The 16,730-nt window shown below is 66.6% G+C and carries 14 protein-coding genes; 5 read left to right on the forward strand and 9 right to left on the reverse strand.

All coding sequences use genetic code 11. The features are described from left to right. Position 1: 1 nt before the first annotated feature. Positions 2–2,029, reverse strand: a complete 2,028-nt coding sequence (locus OHA70_RS36365; protein WP_328325778.1) for a beta-galactosidase — start codon at positions 2,027–2,029, stop codon at positions 2–4. 161 nt (positions 2,030–2,190) lie between these two features. On the opposite strand from OHA70_RS36365, the gene OHA70_RS36370 reads away from it, so the two are divergent. The 5 genes from OHA70_RS36370 (at position 2,191) to OHA70_RS36390 (ending at position 7,204) form a co-directional block, all read left to right on the forward strand. Beyond that, entirely contained in the window at positions 2,191–3,507 is a 1,317-nt protein-coding gene (locus OHA70_RS36370; protein ID WP_328325780.1) for an ABC transporter substrate-binding protein, read from the forward strand. Further along, positions 3,504–4,421 carry a carbohydrate ABC transporter permease gene (locus OHA70_RS36375; protein WP_328325782.1) on the forward strand — a complete coding sequence of 306 codons (918 nt, stop codon included), beginning with the start codon at positions 3,504–3,506 and terminating at the stop codon, positions 4,419–4,421. The genes OHA70_RS36370 and OHA70_RS36375 overlap by 4 nt, the downstream gene beginning before the upstream one ends. Continuing rightward, positions 4,421–5,317, forward strand: coding sequence for a carbohydrate ABC transporter permease (locus tag OHA70_RS36380; protein WP_328325784.1), 897 nt, complete (start codon positions 4,421–4,423; stop codon positions 5,315–5,317). Before OHA70_RS36375 ends, OHA70_RS36380 begins: the two co-directional genes overlap by 1 nt. A gap of 22 nt (positions 5,318–5,339) precedes the next feature. Then, positions 5,340–6,353, forward strand: a complete 1,014-nt coding sequence (locus OHA70_RS36385; RefSeq protein ID WP_328325786.1) for a LacI family DNA-binding transcriptional regulator — start codon at positions 5,340–5,342, stop codon at positions 6,351–6,353. Between the two features lie 221 nt (positions 6,354–6,574). Beyond that, positions 6,575–7,204, forward strand: coding sequence for a tyrosine-type recombinase/integrase (locus OHA70_RS36390; protein ID WP_328325788.1), 630 nt, complete (start codon positions 6,575–6,577; stop codon positions 7,202–7,204). A gap of 72 nt (positions 7,205–7,276) precedes the next feature. On the opposite strand, the gene OHA70_RS36395 is transcribed toward OHA70_RS36390, so the two are convergent. The 8 genes from OHA70_RS36395 to OHA70_RS36430 all read right to left on the reverse strand — a co-directional run bounded on the left by OHA70_RS36395 (position 7,277) and on the right by OHA70_RS36430 (position 16,730). Next, positions 7,277–8,494, reverse strand: coding sequence for an acyl-CoA dehydrogenase family protein (locus OHA70_RS36395; RefSeq protein WP_328325790.1), 1,218 nt, complete (start codon positions 8,492–8,494; stop codon positions 7,277–7,279). Further along, positions 8,494–9,819, reverse strand: a complete 1,326-nt coding sequence (locus OHA70_RS36400) for an acyl-CoA dehydrogenase family protein (RefSeq protein ID WP_328325792.1) — start codon at positions 9,817–9,819, stop codon at positions 8,494–8,496. Before OHA70_RS36400 ends, OHA70_RS36395 begins: the two co-directional genes overlap by 1 nt. Before the next feature lie 178 nt (positions 9,820–9,997). Beyond that, on the reverse strand, positions 9,998–11,239 hold the full coding sequence (locus OHA70_RS36405; protein ID WP_328325794.1) for an RNA polymerase sigma factor: 1,242 nt from the start codon (positions 11,237–11,239) through the stop codon (positions 9,998–10,000). A 30-nt stretch (positions 11,240–11,269) separates the two neighbouring features. Continuing rightward, entirely contained in the window at positions 11,270–12,862 is a 1,593-nt protein-coding gene (locus OHA70_RS36410; RefSeq protein WP_328325796.1) for a phytoene desaturase family protein, read from the reverse strand. 10 nt (positions 12,863–12,872) lie between these two features. After that, complete coding sequence (locus OHA70_RS36415; RefSeq protein WP_328325797.1) at positions 12,873–13,412, reverse strand: CGNR zinc finger domain-containing protein; 540 nt, start codon at positions 13,410–13,412, stop codon at positions 12,873–12,875. Continuing rightward, positions 13,409–14,257: an MBL fold metallo-hydrolase gene (locus tag OHA70_RS36420; protein ID WP_328325799.1), complete on the reverse strand. Its 849-nt coding sequence runs from the start codon at positions 14,255–14,257 to the stop codon at positions 13,409–13,411. Before OHA70_RS36420 ends, OHA70_RS36415 begins: the two co-directional genes overlap by 4 nt. Positions 14,258–14,720: 463 nt before the next feature. Continuing rightward, positions 14,721–15,542: an HpcH/HpaI aldolase/citrate lyase family protein gene (locus OHA70_RS36425; protein WP_328325801.1), complete on the reverse strand. Its 822-nt coding sequence runs from the start codon at positions 15,540–15,542 to the stop codon at positions 14,721–14,723. Beyond that, positions 15,543–16,730 carry a CaiB/BaiF CoA transferase family protein gene (locus tag OHA70_RS36430; protein ID WP_328325803.1) on the reverse strand — a complete coding sequence of 396 codons (1,188 nt, stop codon included), beginning with the start codon at positions 16,728–16,730 and terminating at the stop codon, positions 15,543–15,545. It abuts the gene before it with no gap.

A 16,730-nucleotide genomic window follows, 5' to 3' on the forward strand; every position in this document is an offset into this window, starting at 1 on the left:
CCTAGTCGGTCGGTTTGTCGATCCGGATCACGCGGGCGCCACCGGCTTCGACCTTCAACGACTCACCCGCCTGGCCTGACAACAGATCCACTCCGCCGACGGGCAGATCGACTGGCCTGGTGCCGTGATTCACGGCGATCAGGTAGTCCGCCTGCGACCCGCGGCGCCGGACGAGCTCCAGATCCTCAGGTCCATCGCCCGCAACGATTCCCGCGTCTACATAGGCTTTGTCGAGTACTACGGACAGGTCGTCCACGGTCAGTCGCGTGGACAGATACCAAGCCGAGCCATTGCCCAGCCGATGACGAGTGATGGCAGGCTTCCCGGCAGCGGGTCCGTCTTCGTAGGCAGCAACGACCTCCGCTCCTTGCAGCGCGACATCGTCGGTCCACACATCACCGACAATCCCATCGAAGGACAGTCGCACCTTCTCCCCCGCGCGCAGCGGCAGAAACTCCTCCACCGTCAGGCCGAGCACGTCCCGCAGCGGCGCTACGAACCCACCCGGGTGGACTGCGTCATGCTCGTCGACGATCGCCGAGAAGTACGACACAACCAGCGTCCCGCCGCCTTCCACATAGCGGCGGAGGTTGTCGGCCGCCGACTGCGTCAGGAGGTACGACGCGGGCGCGACGACCAACCGGTAGCTCGACAGATCGGCCTCGGGATGAGCGAAGTCAACGACGATCTGGTCCTGCCACAGCCGCTCGTAGAAGGCATTCACACGTTCTCGATGCGACAGATCCTTACTCGGCCGCCACTCCAGGTCCTGCGCCCAGAATGACTCCCAGTCCCACAAGATCGCGGCGTCCGCCGTCACCTCTGAGCCCAGTACCTCGGCAAGCCGGCCGAGATCCCCGCCGAGCGAGCAGACCTCCGACCAGACCCGGCTCCTGGTCCCGGCGTGCGGAAGCATCGCCGAGTGGAACTTCTCCGCTCCCGACCGCGAAGCCCGCCACTGGAAAAACATCACCCCGTCGGCGCCCCGGCCGAAGTGCGACAACGCATTCCTGGTCAACTCGCCGGACCGCTTGGCGAGGTTGCGCGGCTGCCAGTTGACGCTCGAGGTCGAGTGCTCCATCAACAACCACGGCCGGCCACGCGCGATCGAACGGGTCAGATCCGCCGAGAGTGCGAGGCCGACCTGGCTCCGCTCGTCCTCCGCGACCAGATAGTGATCGTTGGCCACGAGATCCACCTCGTCGGCCCACTTCCACAGGTCCACCGATTCGCAGGTGCCTGCCATGAAGTTCGTGGTGATGGGCACACCGGGGCACTCGGTCCTGATGGCGTCCCGTTCCGCGATGAAGCACTGCAGCAAGGCATCCGAGGTGAACCGGGCGAAGTCGAGCCGCTGTGCAGGGTTGACCACACTCGCCGAAACAGCCGGCGCGGACACATGCTCCCATTCGACGTACCGCTGTCCCCAGAACGCTGTTCCCCAGGCCCCGTTCAGCGCGTCCAAGGATGTGTACCGATCACGCAGCCACTCGCGGAACGCACGGACACTTTCATCGGAATAGCACTCGGACACAGGCGCGCCGTACTCGTTGTGCACATGCCAGACAGCAAGTGCCGGGTGGCTCCCATAGCGCTTGGCCAGCGCGGTCGCGATCGAAGTACTGGCCCGCCTGTACGCCGGTGAGCTCGGGCTTGCCATACCCCGGGAGCCGAATCCCAGAGTGGTGCCGTCCCGGGTAACCACACGTGCTTCCGGGTGCTCGTGAAAGAACCAGGCCGGCGGCGACGCGGTCGGCGTACCGAGACTGATCCGGATCCCGGCGGCGTGCAGCAGCTCGAACAGCCGGTCCATCCAGCCGAAGTCGTACTCGCCGGGCCGGGGCTCGATCATCGCCCAGGAAAAGATTCCGATGCTGACCAGGTTCACGCCGGCCTGACGCATCAATTCGACGTCTTCCGGCCACAGCTCCTCAGGCCACTGCTCGGGGTTGTAGTCGCCCCCATAACTGACCGCGGACACCCCCGGCAGCCAGCCCGCCGACGTGCTCCAGTTACCCGTGGATTCCACCCAGACTCCTTCGATGCTGTGCACGCACACAGCCGATTGACACCGCGCAACAGCTAGGAAACAGGATGAAACACGCTGTTGACAAGACCGTGAACTCGATATCACTGTGAACGTGCACAGTCTGGCTCAGGACAGTGCACCCCTGCAGAGGAGAGAAGACGATGCGACGACACACCGGGTTCCGGCTGGCAGCCCTCGCGGCTGCCGCCGCACTGCTGGTGACGGGCTGCTCGAGCAACGGCGACACCCAGTCCACCGACAGCGCGCCGAAGGAGAACGTCAAGCTGACGTTCTGGACCTGGGCGCCCAACATGGACAAGGTGGTGGCCGGCTGGAACGCGACGCACCCCGAGATCCAGGTCACCGTGAACAAGCAGGACGGCGGGGACCCGGCGGTCACCAAGCTGCTCACGGCCATCAAGGCCGGCAGCGGCGCACCGGACCTCATGCAGGCCGAGTACCAGAAGATCCCCACGCTCGTCTCTGCCGACGCCTTGGCCGATATCTCGAAGCAGCTCGGTAGCGGTACCTCCGGCCACTTCCCCGAGAGCGTCTGGAAGTCCGTGACGCTGGGCAGCGACGCCGTGTACGGCGTACCGCAGGACTCCGGTCCGATGCAGTTCTACTACCGGGCGGACATCTTCAAGCAACTCGGCCTGACGGTACCGACCACCTGGGACGAGTACGCGCAGACCGCGCAGAAGGTTCACGCCGCGGATCCCAAGAAGTACCTCGGCACGTTCTCCGCGAACGACCCGGGATGGTTCGTCGGGCTGGCCCAGCAGGCCGGTGCGTCCTGGTGGGGCATCGACGGCGAGTCCTGGTCCGTCTCGGTCGACGACGAGGCAACGCTCAGGGTGGCTGACTACTGGGGCGGACTGGTGGCATCCGGAGTCATCGACAACAAGCCGATGTACACGCCCGAGTGGAATGCCGCACTGAACAGTGGCAACCAGATCGGCTGGCTCTCGGCCGTCTGGGCGCCCGGTGTGCTCGCCGGTAGCGCGGCGGCGACCAAGGGCAAGTGGGCAATGGCTCCGATGCCACAATGGTCGAAGGACCAGCCGGCGACCGGTAACTGGGGCGGCTCGGCGACCTCGGTCACCTCGCAGTCCAAGCACCCGGCCGAAGCTGCCAAGTTCGCGGAGTGGCTGAACACCGACCCCGGGTCGGTGGACGCACTGGCCAAGGTCAGCGGCGTGTATCCGGCCGACCAGCCCGGTCAGAGCTCCGCCTTGTCGGCGCCGCCGGCCTTCTTCTCCGGCCAGGCCGACTTCTACAAGGTGGCGGCCGAGACCGCGAAGACCGCGCGCAGCTTCACCTTCGGCCCGAACCTCAACGTGACCTACTCCGCCTATACCGACGAGTTCGGCAAGGCCGCCGAAGCCCGGTCCCGCAGTGGGTTCACCGCGGCGGTGAAGGCGATGCAGAAGACGACACTGGACAACCTCAAGAGCTCAGGGTTCTCGGTCAAGTGAAGATCTCGTCGAGCACCCGCCGCAGATCTACAGCGCCGTACCTTTTCATCGCTCCCGCGGTGCTGCTCTTCGGCGCGTTCCTCGCCCTCCCCATCGGCTATGCCGTCTACCTCAGCCTCCGGACCGTCAAGGTCCGGGGCCTGGGGCTCGGCAAGGGTTCCCGCGAACAGGTCTGGGCCGGATTGTCGAACTACTCCAAGGCGGTCACCGATCCGGACTTCGCCGCGAGCGTGCTGCGGGTGGCGGCGTACGGCGTGCTCGTAGTACCGGCGATGCTCGGCCTGGCGCTCCTGTTCGCTCTGCTCCTGGACACTCCCCGAGCCCGGGCACGGAGGTTCTCCCGGCTGGCGATCTTCTTGCCCTACGCGGTCCCAGCAGTCATCTCCTCACTGCTCTGGGGATTTCTGTACCTGCCGTCGGTCAGTCCGCTGTACTTCGTCAGCGATCGGCTCGGCTGGGACCTTCCCAACGCGTTGTCGTCGGGCTCGGTGATCTACTCGGTCGCCAATATCGCTGTCTGGGGTGGCGTCGGGTTCAACATGGTCGTCATCTACACGGCCCTCAAGGCGATCCCGACCGACATCTACGAGGCGGCCAAACTGGACGGCTGCAGCGAACTGGCCATCGCCTGGCGGATCAAGGTGCCGGTGGTGCTGCCGTCCCTGATCATGACGTTCGTCTTCTCGCTGATCGCCACCCTGCAGGTCTTCGCCGAACCGGTGACCCTGCGACCGCTGACAAACACCATCTCCAGCACCTGGACCCCACTGATGAAGGTGTACCGCGACGCCTTCACCCGTGACGACCTGAACTCGGCAGCCGCGACCTCGGTGATCATCGCCGTGGCAACCTTCGTGCTGTCGTTCGGCTTCCTCCGACTGGTGCAGAACCGCGCCTTCAGCCAGGAGAACTGATGACGACCACTCTGTCTGCCCCGACGACCAGGCCGTCCGAATCCATCGTCCGCCGACGCGGGCGGAAGGTGGGATCCAGTCCGGTCAGCACCGCGATCCTGCTGATCGGCGCGGCGTACTGCCTGCTCCCGGTCCTCTGGGTTCTGATCGCCTCGTCGAAGAGCGGCACCGAACTGTTCTCGACCTTCACCTTCGCCCCGTCGAGCCACTTGTTCGACAACATCGCCGACCTCACGGCGTACCGGGGCGGGCTCTTCTGGCGATGGATGGCGAACACCGCCCTGTACGCCGGGGTCGGCGGCGTCCTGTCGACGGTGGTGTCCGCCGCCGCGGGCTACGGCCTGGCGAAGTACTCGTTCAGCGGCAAGCAAAGCATCTTCAACGTACTGCTCGCCGGAGTACTCGTACCCAGCGTGGTGCTGGCGGTCCCGCAGTACCTGCTGCTCGCCAAGCTGGGTCTCACGAACACCTACTGGGCAGTCCTGCTGCCGAGCATCATCAGCCCGTACGGGATCTACCTGGCCCGGATCTACGCGGCGGCGGCAGTCCCCGATGACGTGGTCGAGGCAGCTCGGACCGACGGCGCCGGTGACTTCCGCATCTTCCGGTCGATCGCCTCACCGCTGATGGCACCCGGACTCGTGACGGTGTTCCTGTTCCAGTTCGTGGCGATCTGGAACAACTTCCTCCTGCCGTACATCATGCTCGGCAACGACAAGCTCTTCCCGTTGACAGTCGGCCTGTCGGGGCTGCTCAACCAAGGGGCGGCGCAGCCGAGTCTGTACACCTCGGTGATCACCGGATCCCTCCTGTCCATCTTGCCGCTGCTCGCGCTGTTCCTGACCCTCCAGCGATACTGGAAGGTCGACCTGGCTGCCGGCGCCGTTAAGAGTTGAGGTGACACTAGACTCGACCTCCGTGACCCAGAACGGCGGCCGTAAGCGACCAACCATCAAGGATGTGGCCGTCGTTGCCGGCGTGTCCCGAGGCACAGTCTCCCGGGTGCTCAACGGCGGCCACTGGGTGTCTCCGGAGGCGTTGACAGCGGTCGAAGCCGCGATCCGCTCGACCGGATACGCGGCGAACAGGCACGCGCGAAGCCTGGTCACCGGCCGGGCGAACTCAGTCGCCTTCCTCCTGACCGAGCCGCAACAACTGCTCTTCGAGGATCCGAACTTCTCGGTCCTGCTCCGCGGCGCGGCCGACGCCCTCGCCAAACAGGACATGCCCCTGCTGCTGATGGTCGCCGGTACGGCGGCAGAGCGGCGCCGCGTCACCGACTACGTCACCGCCGGCCACGTCGACGGAGTGCTGCTGATCTCGTCACACGCAGACGACCCGGTCGTCGCGTCCCTGCTCCGTGAACAGATCCCCATCGTCGCCTGCGGGATGCCGCTCGGCTACGAAGGAAAGGTCGGATACGTCGCCGCGGACGACGTGACCGGAGCCCGCGAGATGGTTCGGCACCTCCACGAGACCGGCCGCAAGCACATCGCCACCATCACCGGCCCGATGGACACCCCCGGTGGGGTTCAGCGACTCCAGGGCTACCGCACGGAACTCGGCGACTCCTACGACAAGGGACTGGTTGCCCACGGCGACTACTCGCGTGCCGGAGGCCAGCGCGCAATGGCAGAACTGCTCGCCGCCCGACCCGAGATCGACGCGGTCTTCGTCGCCTCCGACCTGATGGCCGCAGGCGCCCTGACAACCCTCGCCATCCTCGGCAAGCGGGTACCACAAGACGTCGCCGTCGGCGGCTTCGACGACTCCTGGCTGGCCGAAACCCTGGCGCCGACGCTGACCACCATGCGCCAGCCGTTCGAACGCATCAGCAGCGAGATGGTCCGCCTCCTCGGCGAGGTCATCAACGGCGAACAACCCGCCACCGTCATCCTCCCCACCACTCTCATCCGGCGTGAATCCACCTGACCGAGAGGTCGACCTCACTGATCGGCCAGGTCGGCAGCGCCGATCCTCGACGCTGCGTTGTCCAGAATCTCCTCGATAGGTGGACTCCTGAGGTCGCCCGTCGCCCTCAGCTGAGCACAGACCGCCGCTCGCTGCCCGGCGTTCAGCACATCCTGGCTGACCGATCTGATCGGTGTGTACGGCCCGTCGACGGCCCGGAGTGCGTTCCTGGTGCTGTATAGATGCCTCGAGCTTGCGACCGCCGACGAACTCATCAAACGCAACCCTGGTCAGTCAAAGATCGTCAAGAAGCCCGCTCGCCGGTTCTCGCAAGTGTCTTCGCCCTGCCGAAGAACGACAAAGAGCGCATTGTGCCCATGTCTCCGTCGCTGGCCAAGCTGGTCAAGGAGCGCATCGAGCAGTTCGGTACAACGACCATCTCCCTGCCGTGGGAGCAAGTTGATGGCCAACTCCAGGAGCACGATCTGCTGTTCGTCTGGTCGGACAACAAGGTAATCCGAGCGGGCGTTTACAACCTGATGATCTGGAAGCCTGCACTCGCGGCAATTGGCGTCATCGCGCCGCCGGTCAAGGGCAAGTGGGGCCGATGGATCTTCAAGACCGACTACACGAAGGGGATGCATGCGCTGCGCCACTACTTCGCCAGCATCACGCTGGCGGATGGTGTCAACATCAAGGAGCTGTCCGAGTACCTCGGACATTACGATCCCGGGTTCACGCTACAGATGTATACCCACATGCTCCCGTCGTCCTACGACCGCGCCAGGCAGGCAGTCGACCGCCGGCTCGAGCGACTTTCTTCGCGGCTGACGGAGCAGGGACGGAGCAGGGATGATTCCGCCGCGGCCTGAGGCCTGGCATACGGGCCGCCGACGACCCGGCATCTACCGGTCGATGAGCTGCCGAATCCCTTCTAGTTAAGGCTATTTCAGCTCAGCCGAGGTTTTCCCAAGCAGTCTCCTCGCGACGATTAGTTGCTGGATTTGTTGGGTGCCTTCGAAGATGTCGAGAATCTTCGAGTCGCGGGCCCATTTTTCCAGGAGTTCGTGTTCGGAGTAGCCGATGCTGCCGGCTAGTTCTACGCAGCGGAGGGTGATGTCGTTGGCTGTTCGGCCGGCTTTGGCTTTGGCCATGGAGGCTTGGAGGGAGTTGGGCTGGGAGTTGTCGGCCATCCAGGCTGCTTGGAGGGTCAGGAGGTAGGCGGCTTCCCAGTCGGCCTCCATCTGGAGGTACGAGGCCGCGGCGGCGGGCTGCATGAAGACCGGCCGGTCGTAGTCGACCCCGACGCCAGCCTCCGACAACAGCGATCGGGTGACTTCAAGAGACGCGCGGGCGCAACCAACAGCCATCGCGGCGACGAGGGGGCGGGTGTTGTCGAAGGTCTGCATGACGCCTGCGAAGCCTTTGTCTGCGTCGATCTCGGGGCTGCCGAGCAAGTTGGCGGCAGGCACTCGGCAGTTCTCGAAGCGGATCGTGGCGGTGTCCGACGAGCGGATCCCGAGCTTGTGTTCGAGCCGTTCGACCGTCATCCCCGGTGTGTCCTTGAAGACGACGAAGGACTTGATGGCGGCCCGCCCGACGGACTTGTCCAGCGTTGCCCATACCACCACGGCATCGCAGCGCCCACCCGCGGTGACGAAGATCTTCTCGCCGTTGATCACGTAGTCATCGCCATCGAGCCGTGCGGTCGTCCGGATACTCGCCGAATCCGAGCCACACTCAGGCTCGGTGATCGCCATCCCCGCCCAAACACCGTCAAAGCGCCGCAGCTGCTCATCCGACGCGACCGACGCGATCGCCGAGTTCCCCAACCCCTGCCGCGGCATCGACAACAACAGCCCGACATCACCCCAGCACATCTCCATGATCGAGAGCACCGACGACAGGTTCGACCCGTTCTTCACCTTGCCGTCATCATCTTCAGCACCAGCAGTACGCCGTACGCCGCCGGCTCCCGCGCCCGATCCGGTCCCCGACGCCCCCAGCCCGTCGACCATCGCCGCGAGCATGTCGAGTTCCTTGGGATAGGCGTGCTCAGCCAGGTCATACTCACGCGAGTTCGGCCGCAACATCTCCGCCGCCACCTGATGCGCCTGATTGATGAACGCGCGGAACTTCCGCGGAGTCTCGAGGTTGATCATCAGACCAGCACCGCACCTTCCATGACGCCGATGGCCCGCAAATCCCGGTACCACCGCTCAACCGGATGCTCCTTGACGAACCCATGCCCACCGAGCAGTTGCACCCCATCCGTCCCGATCTGCATCCCCTTCTCGGTGCACAGCCGCCGCGCCAGCGCGACCTCGCGAGCGAACGGAAGCCCTTGCTCAGCACGCGATCCGGCCCGGTACGTGACCAGCCGCATCCCCTCGAGCTCGATCGCGATGTTCGCGACCATGAACGCGACCGACTGCCGATGACTGATCGGCTCGCCGAACGCAGTCCGCTCGTTCACGTACGGCGTGACGTAGTCGAGCACAGCCTTAGCAGTACCGAGCGAAAGCGCACACCACCCCAGCCGCGACAGCCGGATGCACTCGGCATAGTCCTCGAGCGTCCCCAACTGCACAGCCGGTACGTCGTCCAGCAACACGCGACTCAGCGAGGCCGCCCGCAACCCCATCGACGGCTCAGCCTCGATCGTCACACCCGGATGCTCCGACTCGACCAGGAACAACGCCGGCCCTTGATCCTCCAGCTGAGCGGCGATCACGAAGACCTCAGCCTCAGCACCACGCGGCACCAGCGACTTGACCCCGTTGAGCAAATGGCCAGTTCGTTGCCTAGTCGCCCTAGTCTTCAACGCAAAAGGATCGAACAACGCGCGCGGCTCCACGATCGCGAGTGCGGCGGCCGGTACCGACTCACCCGTGAAGGCCGGCAGGTACGTCGCCTGCTGCGTCTCGTCGCCCCACAACGAGATCGCCGTGCTGACCGCGGCCGGCGCCAGACACGCAACAGCCTGCCCCATATCGCCATGCGCCATCGCTTCGGCGACCAGTACTCCGGTCATCGCCGACCGCTCGCTGACGATCCCACCGAGCTCTTCCGGTACTTCGATCAGGCTCAACCCAAGCTCCGCCGACTGCGCGAGCACCTTGGCATCCGTAGTACCGGCGACATCAGCCTCGGCCGCGGCGGGGCGCAGTACCTCGGCGGCGTACTCCGTGACGACACCGACCACCATCTGCTGGTCCTCGGTCGGAGTCAGGTCGAACCGCCCGCTCCCCTTGGCCGCCGGCAGCCGCGACGGCTTGGCCAGCTTCGAGGCCGCTACGAAGCTCCGCGTCAACGCCCCAGCCGTCCGGAATCCGGTCTTGGTCGCCTCGAACACCACCCGCTCGGCCTGCTTGCGCAACCCGAACCGATCGATCGCCCGCGACTTCGCCAGCCGGTTCAGCAGCGCGACCCCGACCCCGATCGGATCCCGCCGGCGGCTGGGCTTCGCACTCTCCTGGATGGCCATGCGCCAACTGTAAACCGAAGTTACAACCCAAGTCACGCATGCCAACACGCCACCTCGGTCCCGTTCGACAGGTAGTGCACCGCGAGACGCTGTACACAAACCGGCAACTCAGCCTGAAGCGCACTACCTCGCGCCGACTACGTCCTGTCGATCGGTACCGCTCCACGCCGGATCGGCCTCAGGAGTTGTCGGCGATCTGGGCAGCCTTGGCGTTCAGATAGCGCTGCTCGGGCAACGAGGTCGTCCGGCGTGCGGCCGCAAGGTAGTGGTCGCGGGCTTCCGGGAGTTTGCCGAGGCGTTCGAGCAAGTGGGCCCGTACTGCGTCCAGCCGGTGGTTGTCCGTCATGCGGTGGTCGTCGTCGAGCGTGGCGAGCAGGTCCAGGCCGGCTTGCGGGCCTTCGACCTGGGCTAGCGCGATGGCGCGGTTGAGGGTCACCATCGGGTTCGGCGCGACCTTCTCCAGCAACAGGTAGAGCGCGAGGATCTGGTTCCAGTCGGTCTCATCCGCGCTCGGCGCCTCGGAATGGATCGCCGCGATGGCTGCCTGCAATTGGTACGAGCCGACCTCGCCGTGCGCGAGCGTACGTAGTACCAGCGCGGATGCTTCCTCGATCGGCTCGCGTTGCCACAGGCTGCGGTCCTGCTCGTCGATCGGGATCAGGCTGCCGTCGGGCTTGGTACGAGCAGCCCGCCGCGCATCGGTGAGCAGCATGAGCGCCAGCAGCCCAGCGACCTCGCCCTCGTCCGGTAGCAGCTGGTAGAGCAAGCGCGCCAGCCGGATCGCCTCAGCGGTCAGCTCGACCCGCTGCAGATCGGGGCCGGAACTGGCCGTGTAGCCCTCGTTGAAGATGAGGTAGAGCACCTGCAGTACTACGCGCAGGCGATCCGCGCGCTCCTCCTCGGGCGGCAACACGAACCGACTGCCGGCCGCCTTGATGCTCTTCTTCGCCCGGCTGATCCGCGGCGCCATCGTTGCCTCCGGCACCATGAACGCCTTCGCGATCTCCGCCGTCGTCAACCCACCGACCGCCCGCAACGTCAGCGCGACCTGCGACGCGGGCGTCACCGCCGGATGACAACACAGGAACAGCAACGTCAACGTGTCATCGGATTCCGGCACCTGATCCTGGTCAGCCCCCGGCGCAACCAGCTCGTCGGTCCCAGCCATCGCCGCCACCGAATCCTCGCGCCGCCGCCGAGCACTCTCACTCCGGAACTGATCCGTCAGCTTCCGCGTGGCAACGGTGATCAACCACCCCCGAGGATTCCCCGGCACCCCATCAACCGGCCACTGCGTCGCCGCCGCCAGCAACGCCTCCTGTACCGCGTCCTCACACAAATCGAACTGCCCATGCCGCCGAGCCAAAAACCCCAAAACCTGAGGCGCCAACTCCCGCAACAACCCCTCAACCTGCTCCATCGTTCTACCTTCCCATCCGCGCAGGTCGATTCAGCGTTGGAGGTGGCGGAGGGCTGCGGTGGTGGGGATTCGGGTTAGGGGGCCGAGGAGGGAGGCGTCGCGGAGGGCGGTTCGGGCGGCTAAGTGGCCGCAGGCGCCGTGGACGCCGGGGCCGGGGTGGATGGCGGAGCTGCCGAGGTAGAGGCCGTCGATGACGGTTCGGGGGCTGCCGAGGCCTACGGTTGGGCGGAAGATGAGTTGCTGGTGGAGTTGCGCAGTACCGCCGCCGAGCGCGCCCAGGCCGAGGGAGGCGTTTGCGTGGATGAGGTCACTGGGGCGCTGGAGGTCGCGTTCGATGACCAGGTCGAGGAAGCCGGGTGCGTGGCGTTCGATGGCGCGGTCCATGCGGGCGGCCAGCTTCTCGGCCTCGGTGTCGTCGGGTAGGCCGCGGGGTAGGTGCGAGTAGGCCCAGACGGCCTCGGTGCCTTCGGGTGAGCGGGATGGGTCGGCCTTGGTGGTTTGGCCGATCAGCAGGAAGGGGGCCGTGGGCAAGCGGCCGGTGTCCAGGTCGGCGCTGACGTGGACCAGGTCGTCGGCGGTGCCGCCGAGGTGGACGACGCCGGCTTCGCGAGCTTGGGTGGCGCGCCATGGGATCGGGCCGCTCACGCGGTAGTTGAGTTTGACCGTCGGGTAGTCCCACTCGAAGTTTTCGAGGTCGCGGCGGAGGCCAGCCGGGATGCTCGCTGGCGGCAACAGTTCGGCGTACAGGGTCTGGGCGGAGACGTCGGCGATGACGGCGCGGCGTACGGAGATGGTCTCGCCGCTTGCGGTCCGTACTGCGGTTGCCTTGCCGGCCGAGACGTCGATCGAAGTGATTGGGGTGCCCGTGGAGAGGAGGGCACCGGAGCGCTCGGCCCGGCGTACCAGGGCTGTGGACAGCGAGCTCGAACCGCCTTCTGCGACGGGGAAACCGACGTCCTGGGCGAGCATCGCGAGCAGCCAGCCCATAGTGCCACTGACGCTGCCGCTGAGTGGGGCGTCGGCGTGGAACGCGTTGCCGGCCAGGATCGCGCGGCCGCGGTCGCCTACGAACAGTTCCTGGCCCATCCGGTGCATCGGCATCGCCATGAAGCGGGCGAATCGGGCCAGCTCCCCCACCGAGCCGAGCTTGCGCGCCAGGCGGAGGCCGGAAGTGACGGGCGGCCAGGAGGTGAGCAACGACTGCAGGAAAGGCGCGCGGATCTTGACGTACTCCTGGTAGAGGCGCAGCCAGGTGTCGCCGTCCTTCGGGTGATCGCGGCCGATCGAGGCGGCGGTGTCGGTCGGATCCGGGTGGATCGCGGGTGCGTCCTCGTCGTCGGGGTCGATCAGGTGCGTCAAGGCGAGCGGGGCGTGGGACCAGCGCAGTCCGAAGTTCTCGAGCTCGAGCGCGCGCAGTACTGGCGAGGCGACGCCGAGTGGATAGCTGGAGCTGAACCGGTCGCTGACCCAGCCGTTGGCGGTCGTGGAACGCACCGCGCCGCCCGGCTCATCGGCGGCCTCGACGATCAGTACGTCCCAGCCGGCGTCGGCCAGCGCGATCGCGCTCACCAGCCCGTTCGGCCCGGATCCGATCACCACAGCATCAACCACGCGCGGCAACATGCCTCCGACCTTAGCCGCTCACCTCTTTGTTCCGGGCGCGGAAGGCGCGCAGGTTCGCGGGATTTCCACAGGTCTTCAACGAATGCCAGACACCACTGTTGTTCCGCGACCGGTCGTAGAACACCACCCGGCACCGCTCGTTCTTACAAGCCTTCAACCGCCGCCAGGTATCCCCCTGCTGCCCAGCCAGTACCTCCGCCAGCACCCGGGAAATCACGTACTCCGCTCCGCCACCGCCCGGCCGCAGCTCCACCACCCCATCCGCCCCGAGCACCAACTCCGCGGCCGTGTGTCGCACGGAGGTGGCGGAGGTGCCGGGGGTGATGAGGTCATGCAGGTCGGCGCGGAACGCTCGGAGGTCTTCGAGGTCCGTGGCGCTCAGTTGCACCTCGTCTGGGAGGACCTGCGCGAGCCAGCCGGTTGCGCTCGGCACGTCCGCCAGCAGGTCCGGTTGCGTGCCTACTCCGGTGGTGTTGAGGAGGTCCTGGGCCAGGGCCAGCGCGTCGGGGGCGGGGTCCAGGGTGTAGCGGGTAGTGGCGGGCGAGGTCATTTGGTGAGGAGCGCTAGGGCGCCGTACCAGAGGGGGCTGGGGTTGAGGCGGTCCGGGTGGAGGTCGGTCATCTGGTCGAAGAACTCCTGAGGCGTCGGGCTGCCGGCGAGCAACTTGGTCACGTCCTGAAGGTACTGCTTGGTCTCCTGCAGGATGATCGGATCGTCGGGCAGGTCTCGGTTCTTGTGACCGGCGACGACTGCAGTCGGCTCAAGAGCCGCCACCTGGTCCAGCGCAGCGATCCACGCCTCGAACCCGCCGTCGCCACCCTCGACGATGTACTGATGGATGCCGTTGTAGGCGACGTCCCCCGCCACCACCAGACCAAGCGACGGCACCTGCAGCACAGTCGTCTGATCGGTGTCGGTATGACCGACCTCGATCGCCTTCAATACCTCCCCTTCCAGCAAGATCCCCTCCGCCGGCACCGGCACAGCGAGCACCGGCGTCGACGGGATTTGCCCGGGGAAGATCCGGTCCCACAGCTGCTCCCGCCCCACCCCAGCCTGCTGGTGCATCATCTCGATCGTCCCCGGCGTCGCGTACGCGATGGCACCCGGGAAGCGCTTGACCAACTCCCCCGTACCGAACCAGTGGTCCCCATGCCCATGCGTCGCGTAGATCGCGGTCAGCCGCTTCCCCGACCGCTCGATCCAGTCCCCGACCTCCTGGATGTGCTCCCTCAGGAACGGCGGATCGACCAGCACCGCATCCTCGGCGCCGAAGATCAGCGTCGTCGAGAGCGGGTTCCAATACAGCCGGTCGCCGTTCGGCATCCGCTGCTCACCGGACCGCAACGCCCCTGGACTGACATGCACCTCGTAGGACAGCCGTGTAGTCGTCATGAAATAACCATAACGCGTTTACCTCTTGCTCGCCAGTCTTCTCCGGTACGCCGATGAGCTCCGCCGCCCGCGATCCGCTCCCACTCGAACTCCCACGCACGCACAAGTTGCCAACCCCACCGCCTCCAAGCGGCGGAGCCGGCACCCACAGTGACTTGGGTATGCACCGCCGTCCGCAGAGTCCGAACCTCCAGAGGGAGACCAGCGCGGAGCAACCCGGCGGAGCCGCGGGCGCAAGGTGGCGGGGCGACTCGGGCAGCGGGTGGCGGGTGGCGCGGGCTGCCGTGGCGCGAGGTGGCCTCGTCCCAGGGAGCGACGGGTGGCGATGGCGGATGCGGGGTGACGTGGGCAGGGGCGGCGCGGGATGGCACCGGACGGCAAATGGGGGCGGGGAGGCGGGACGACCGGCGAGGGTGGGCGGGGCGAACCGGTGAGAGGTGGGCGGGAGGATCAGGGTGGTTGGTCAGACGTCGATCTGGCTCATCAGCTCGACGAGTTCGCGGGCTCGGCCGAGCATGGCGGGGTCGACCATGCGGCCGTCTGGGAGGACGATCACGCCGCCGTCGGTGATGCCGGCCTTCTCGACTGCGGCCAGTAGGGCGGCTGCGTCTGCCACCTGCGTCGCCGACGGGGTGAAGCACTCGACGATCGTCGGCAGCTGGCGTGGATGGATCGCCGTGCGCCCGACGAAACCGAGCGCGCGACCCTCCAGCGACGTACGCCGCAGTCCGTCCTCATCGTCGACGTGCGGATACACCGACATCATCGGCGCCCCGAGACCGGCCGCTCGCGAGGCCGACACCAACCGCCCGCGCGCCCACGCCAGCCCTTCCGGCCCGTCGACACCCAGCGAGCTCGCCAGATCGGCCTCACCCAAAGCGACCGCGACCACCCGTGGATCAGCCGTCGCGATCTCGAACGCCCGCTCCAACCCCAGCGGCGACTCGATCAACGTCGTGATCCTTGCCGAAGGCACCTGATCCAGGATCCACCGGACGTCATCGGCGCTCTCCACCTTCGGCACCCGCACCCGCGCAGCCGGTACTGCGCCCAGCGCCGCCAGGTCGTCCTCGATCCACGGAGTCCCCGGCGCATTGACCCGAACCTCGACCGGCGTCCGCCCAGTGAACGCCGCGATCCACGCGACCGCCCACCCCCGCGCATCCGCCTTGTCGTCAACCGGTACGGCGTCCTCGAGATCGAACACCACCAGATCGGGGCCAGCGGCAACAGCCTTCGAGAACCGGTCCGGACGATTGGCCGGTACGTACAGCGCAGTCAACACCTAAACAACTCCTGCCTCACGCAATGCGGCCAACTGCTCAGGGGAAACGCCAATCTCAGCCAACACCGCATCCGTGTCGGCTCCATGAGGCCGGCCCGCCCAGCGGATCGAGCCTGGTGACTCGGAGAGCCGGAAGAGCACGTTCTGCATCTGGACCGGCCCCCCGAGCTCCTCGTCCTCCACCTCGACGATCGTGTTCAGCGCGGCGTACTGCGGATCCGCCACGATCCCCCGGATGTCATGCACCGGCCCGACCGCGGCCTCGGCCTTCTCGAAGGCGAGCATCACCTCGTCGAGGGAGCGCTCTCCGATCCAGTTGCCCACGGCATCGTCCAACTCGTCCGCATGCTCAGCCCGCTCGCGCCCACTCCCGAACCACGGCTGCGCGACGAGATCAGGCCGCCCGACCAGCGTCACGACCCGCTCAGCGATGCTCTGCGAGCTGGTCGAGACCGCCACCCATCGACCATCAGCGGTCCGATACACGTTGCGTGGCGCGTTGTTCGACGACCGGTTCCCGAGTCGCGGCTGGACGTACCCGGTCTGCTGGTACGCCGTAATGCCACCACCCAGCATCATCAGGATCGGCTCGATGATCGCCATGTCGATGACCTGGCCCGCCCCCGACTGATCGCGCTCTCTCAGCGCCACCAATACCGCGTAAGCCGTCGCCAGCGCCGTGATCCCATCAGCAAGCCCGAACGGTGGCAACGTCGGCGGCCCATCCGGCTCCCCCGTCACCGCCGCGAACCCACTCATTGCCTCAGCCAACGATCCGAACCCGGGCCGGCTAGACCACGGACCGACCTGCCCGAACGCGGTCACCCGAGCGATCACCAACCGCGGATTGGCCGCCAGCAACACGTCAGGCCCGAGCCCCCACCGCTCCAACGTCCCCGGCCGGAAGTTCTCCACCAGTACGTCGTTCGCGCGGACCAACTCGAGAAACACGTCCCGCCCCTGCGACAGGTCAAGCGTCGCCAGCCTCTTGTTGCGGCCCAATGTCTTGAACCACAGCCCGACGCCGTTCTTGCTCGTCCCATGCCCCCGCGCCGCATCCGGCCGCGACGGGTGCTCGATCTTCGTCACGTCCGCCCCGAAATCACCGAGGAACGTCGCAGCCAGCGGGCCGGCGAACAAAGTCGCCGCCTCCAGCACCTTCACACCTTCGAGCGGAGCCGGTCTCAC

Origin of the sequence: Kribbella sp. NBC_00382 (assembly GCF_036067295.1) — a bacterium.
Classification (GTDB): domain Bacteria; phylum Actinomycetota; class Actinomycetes; order Propionibacteriales; family Kribbellaceae; genus Kribbella.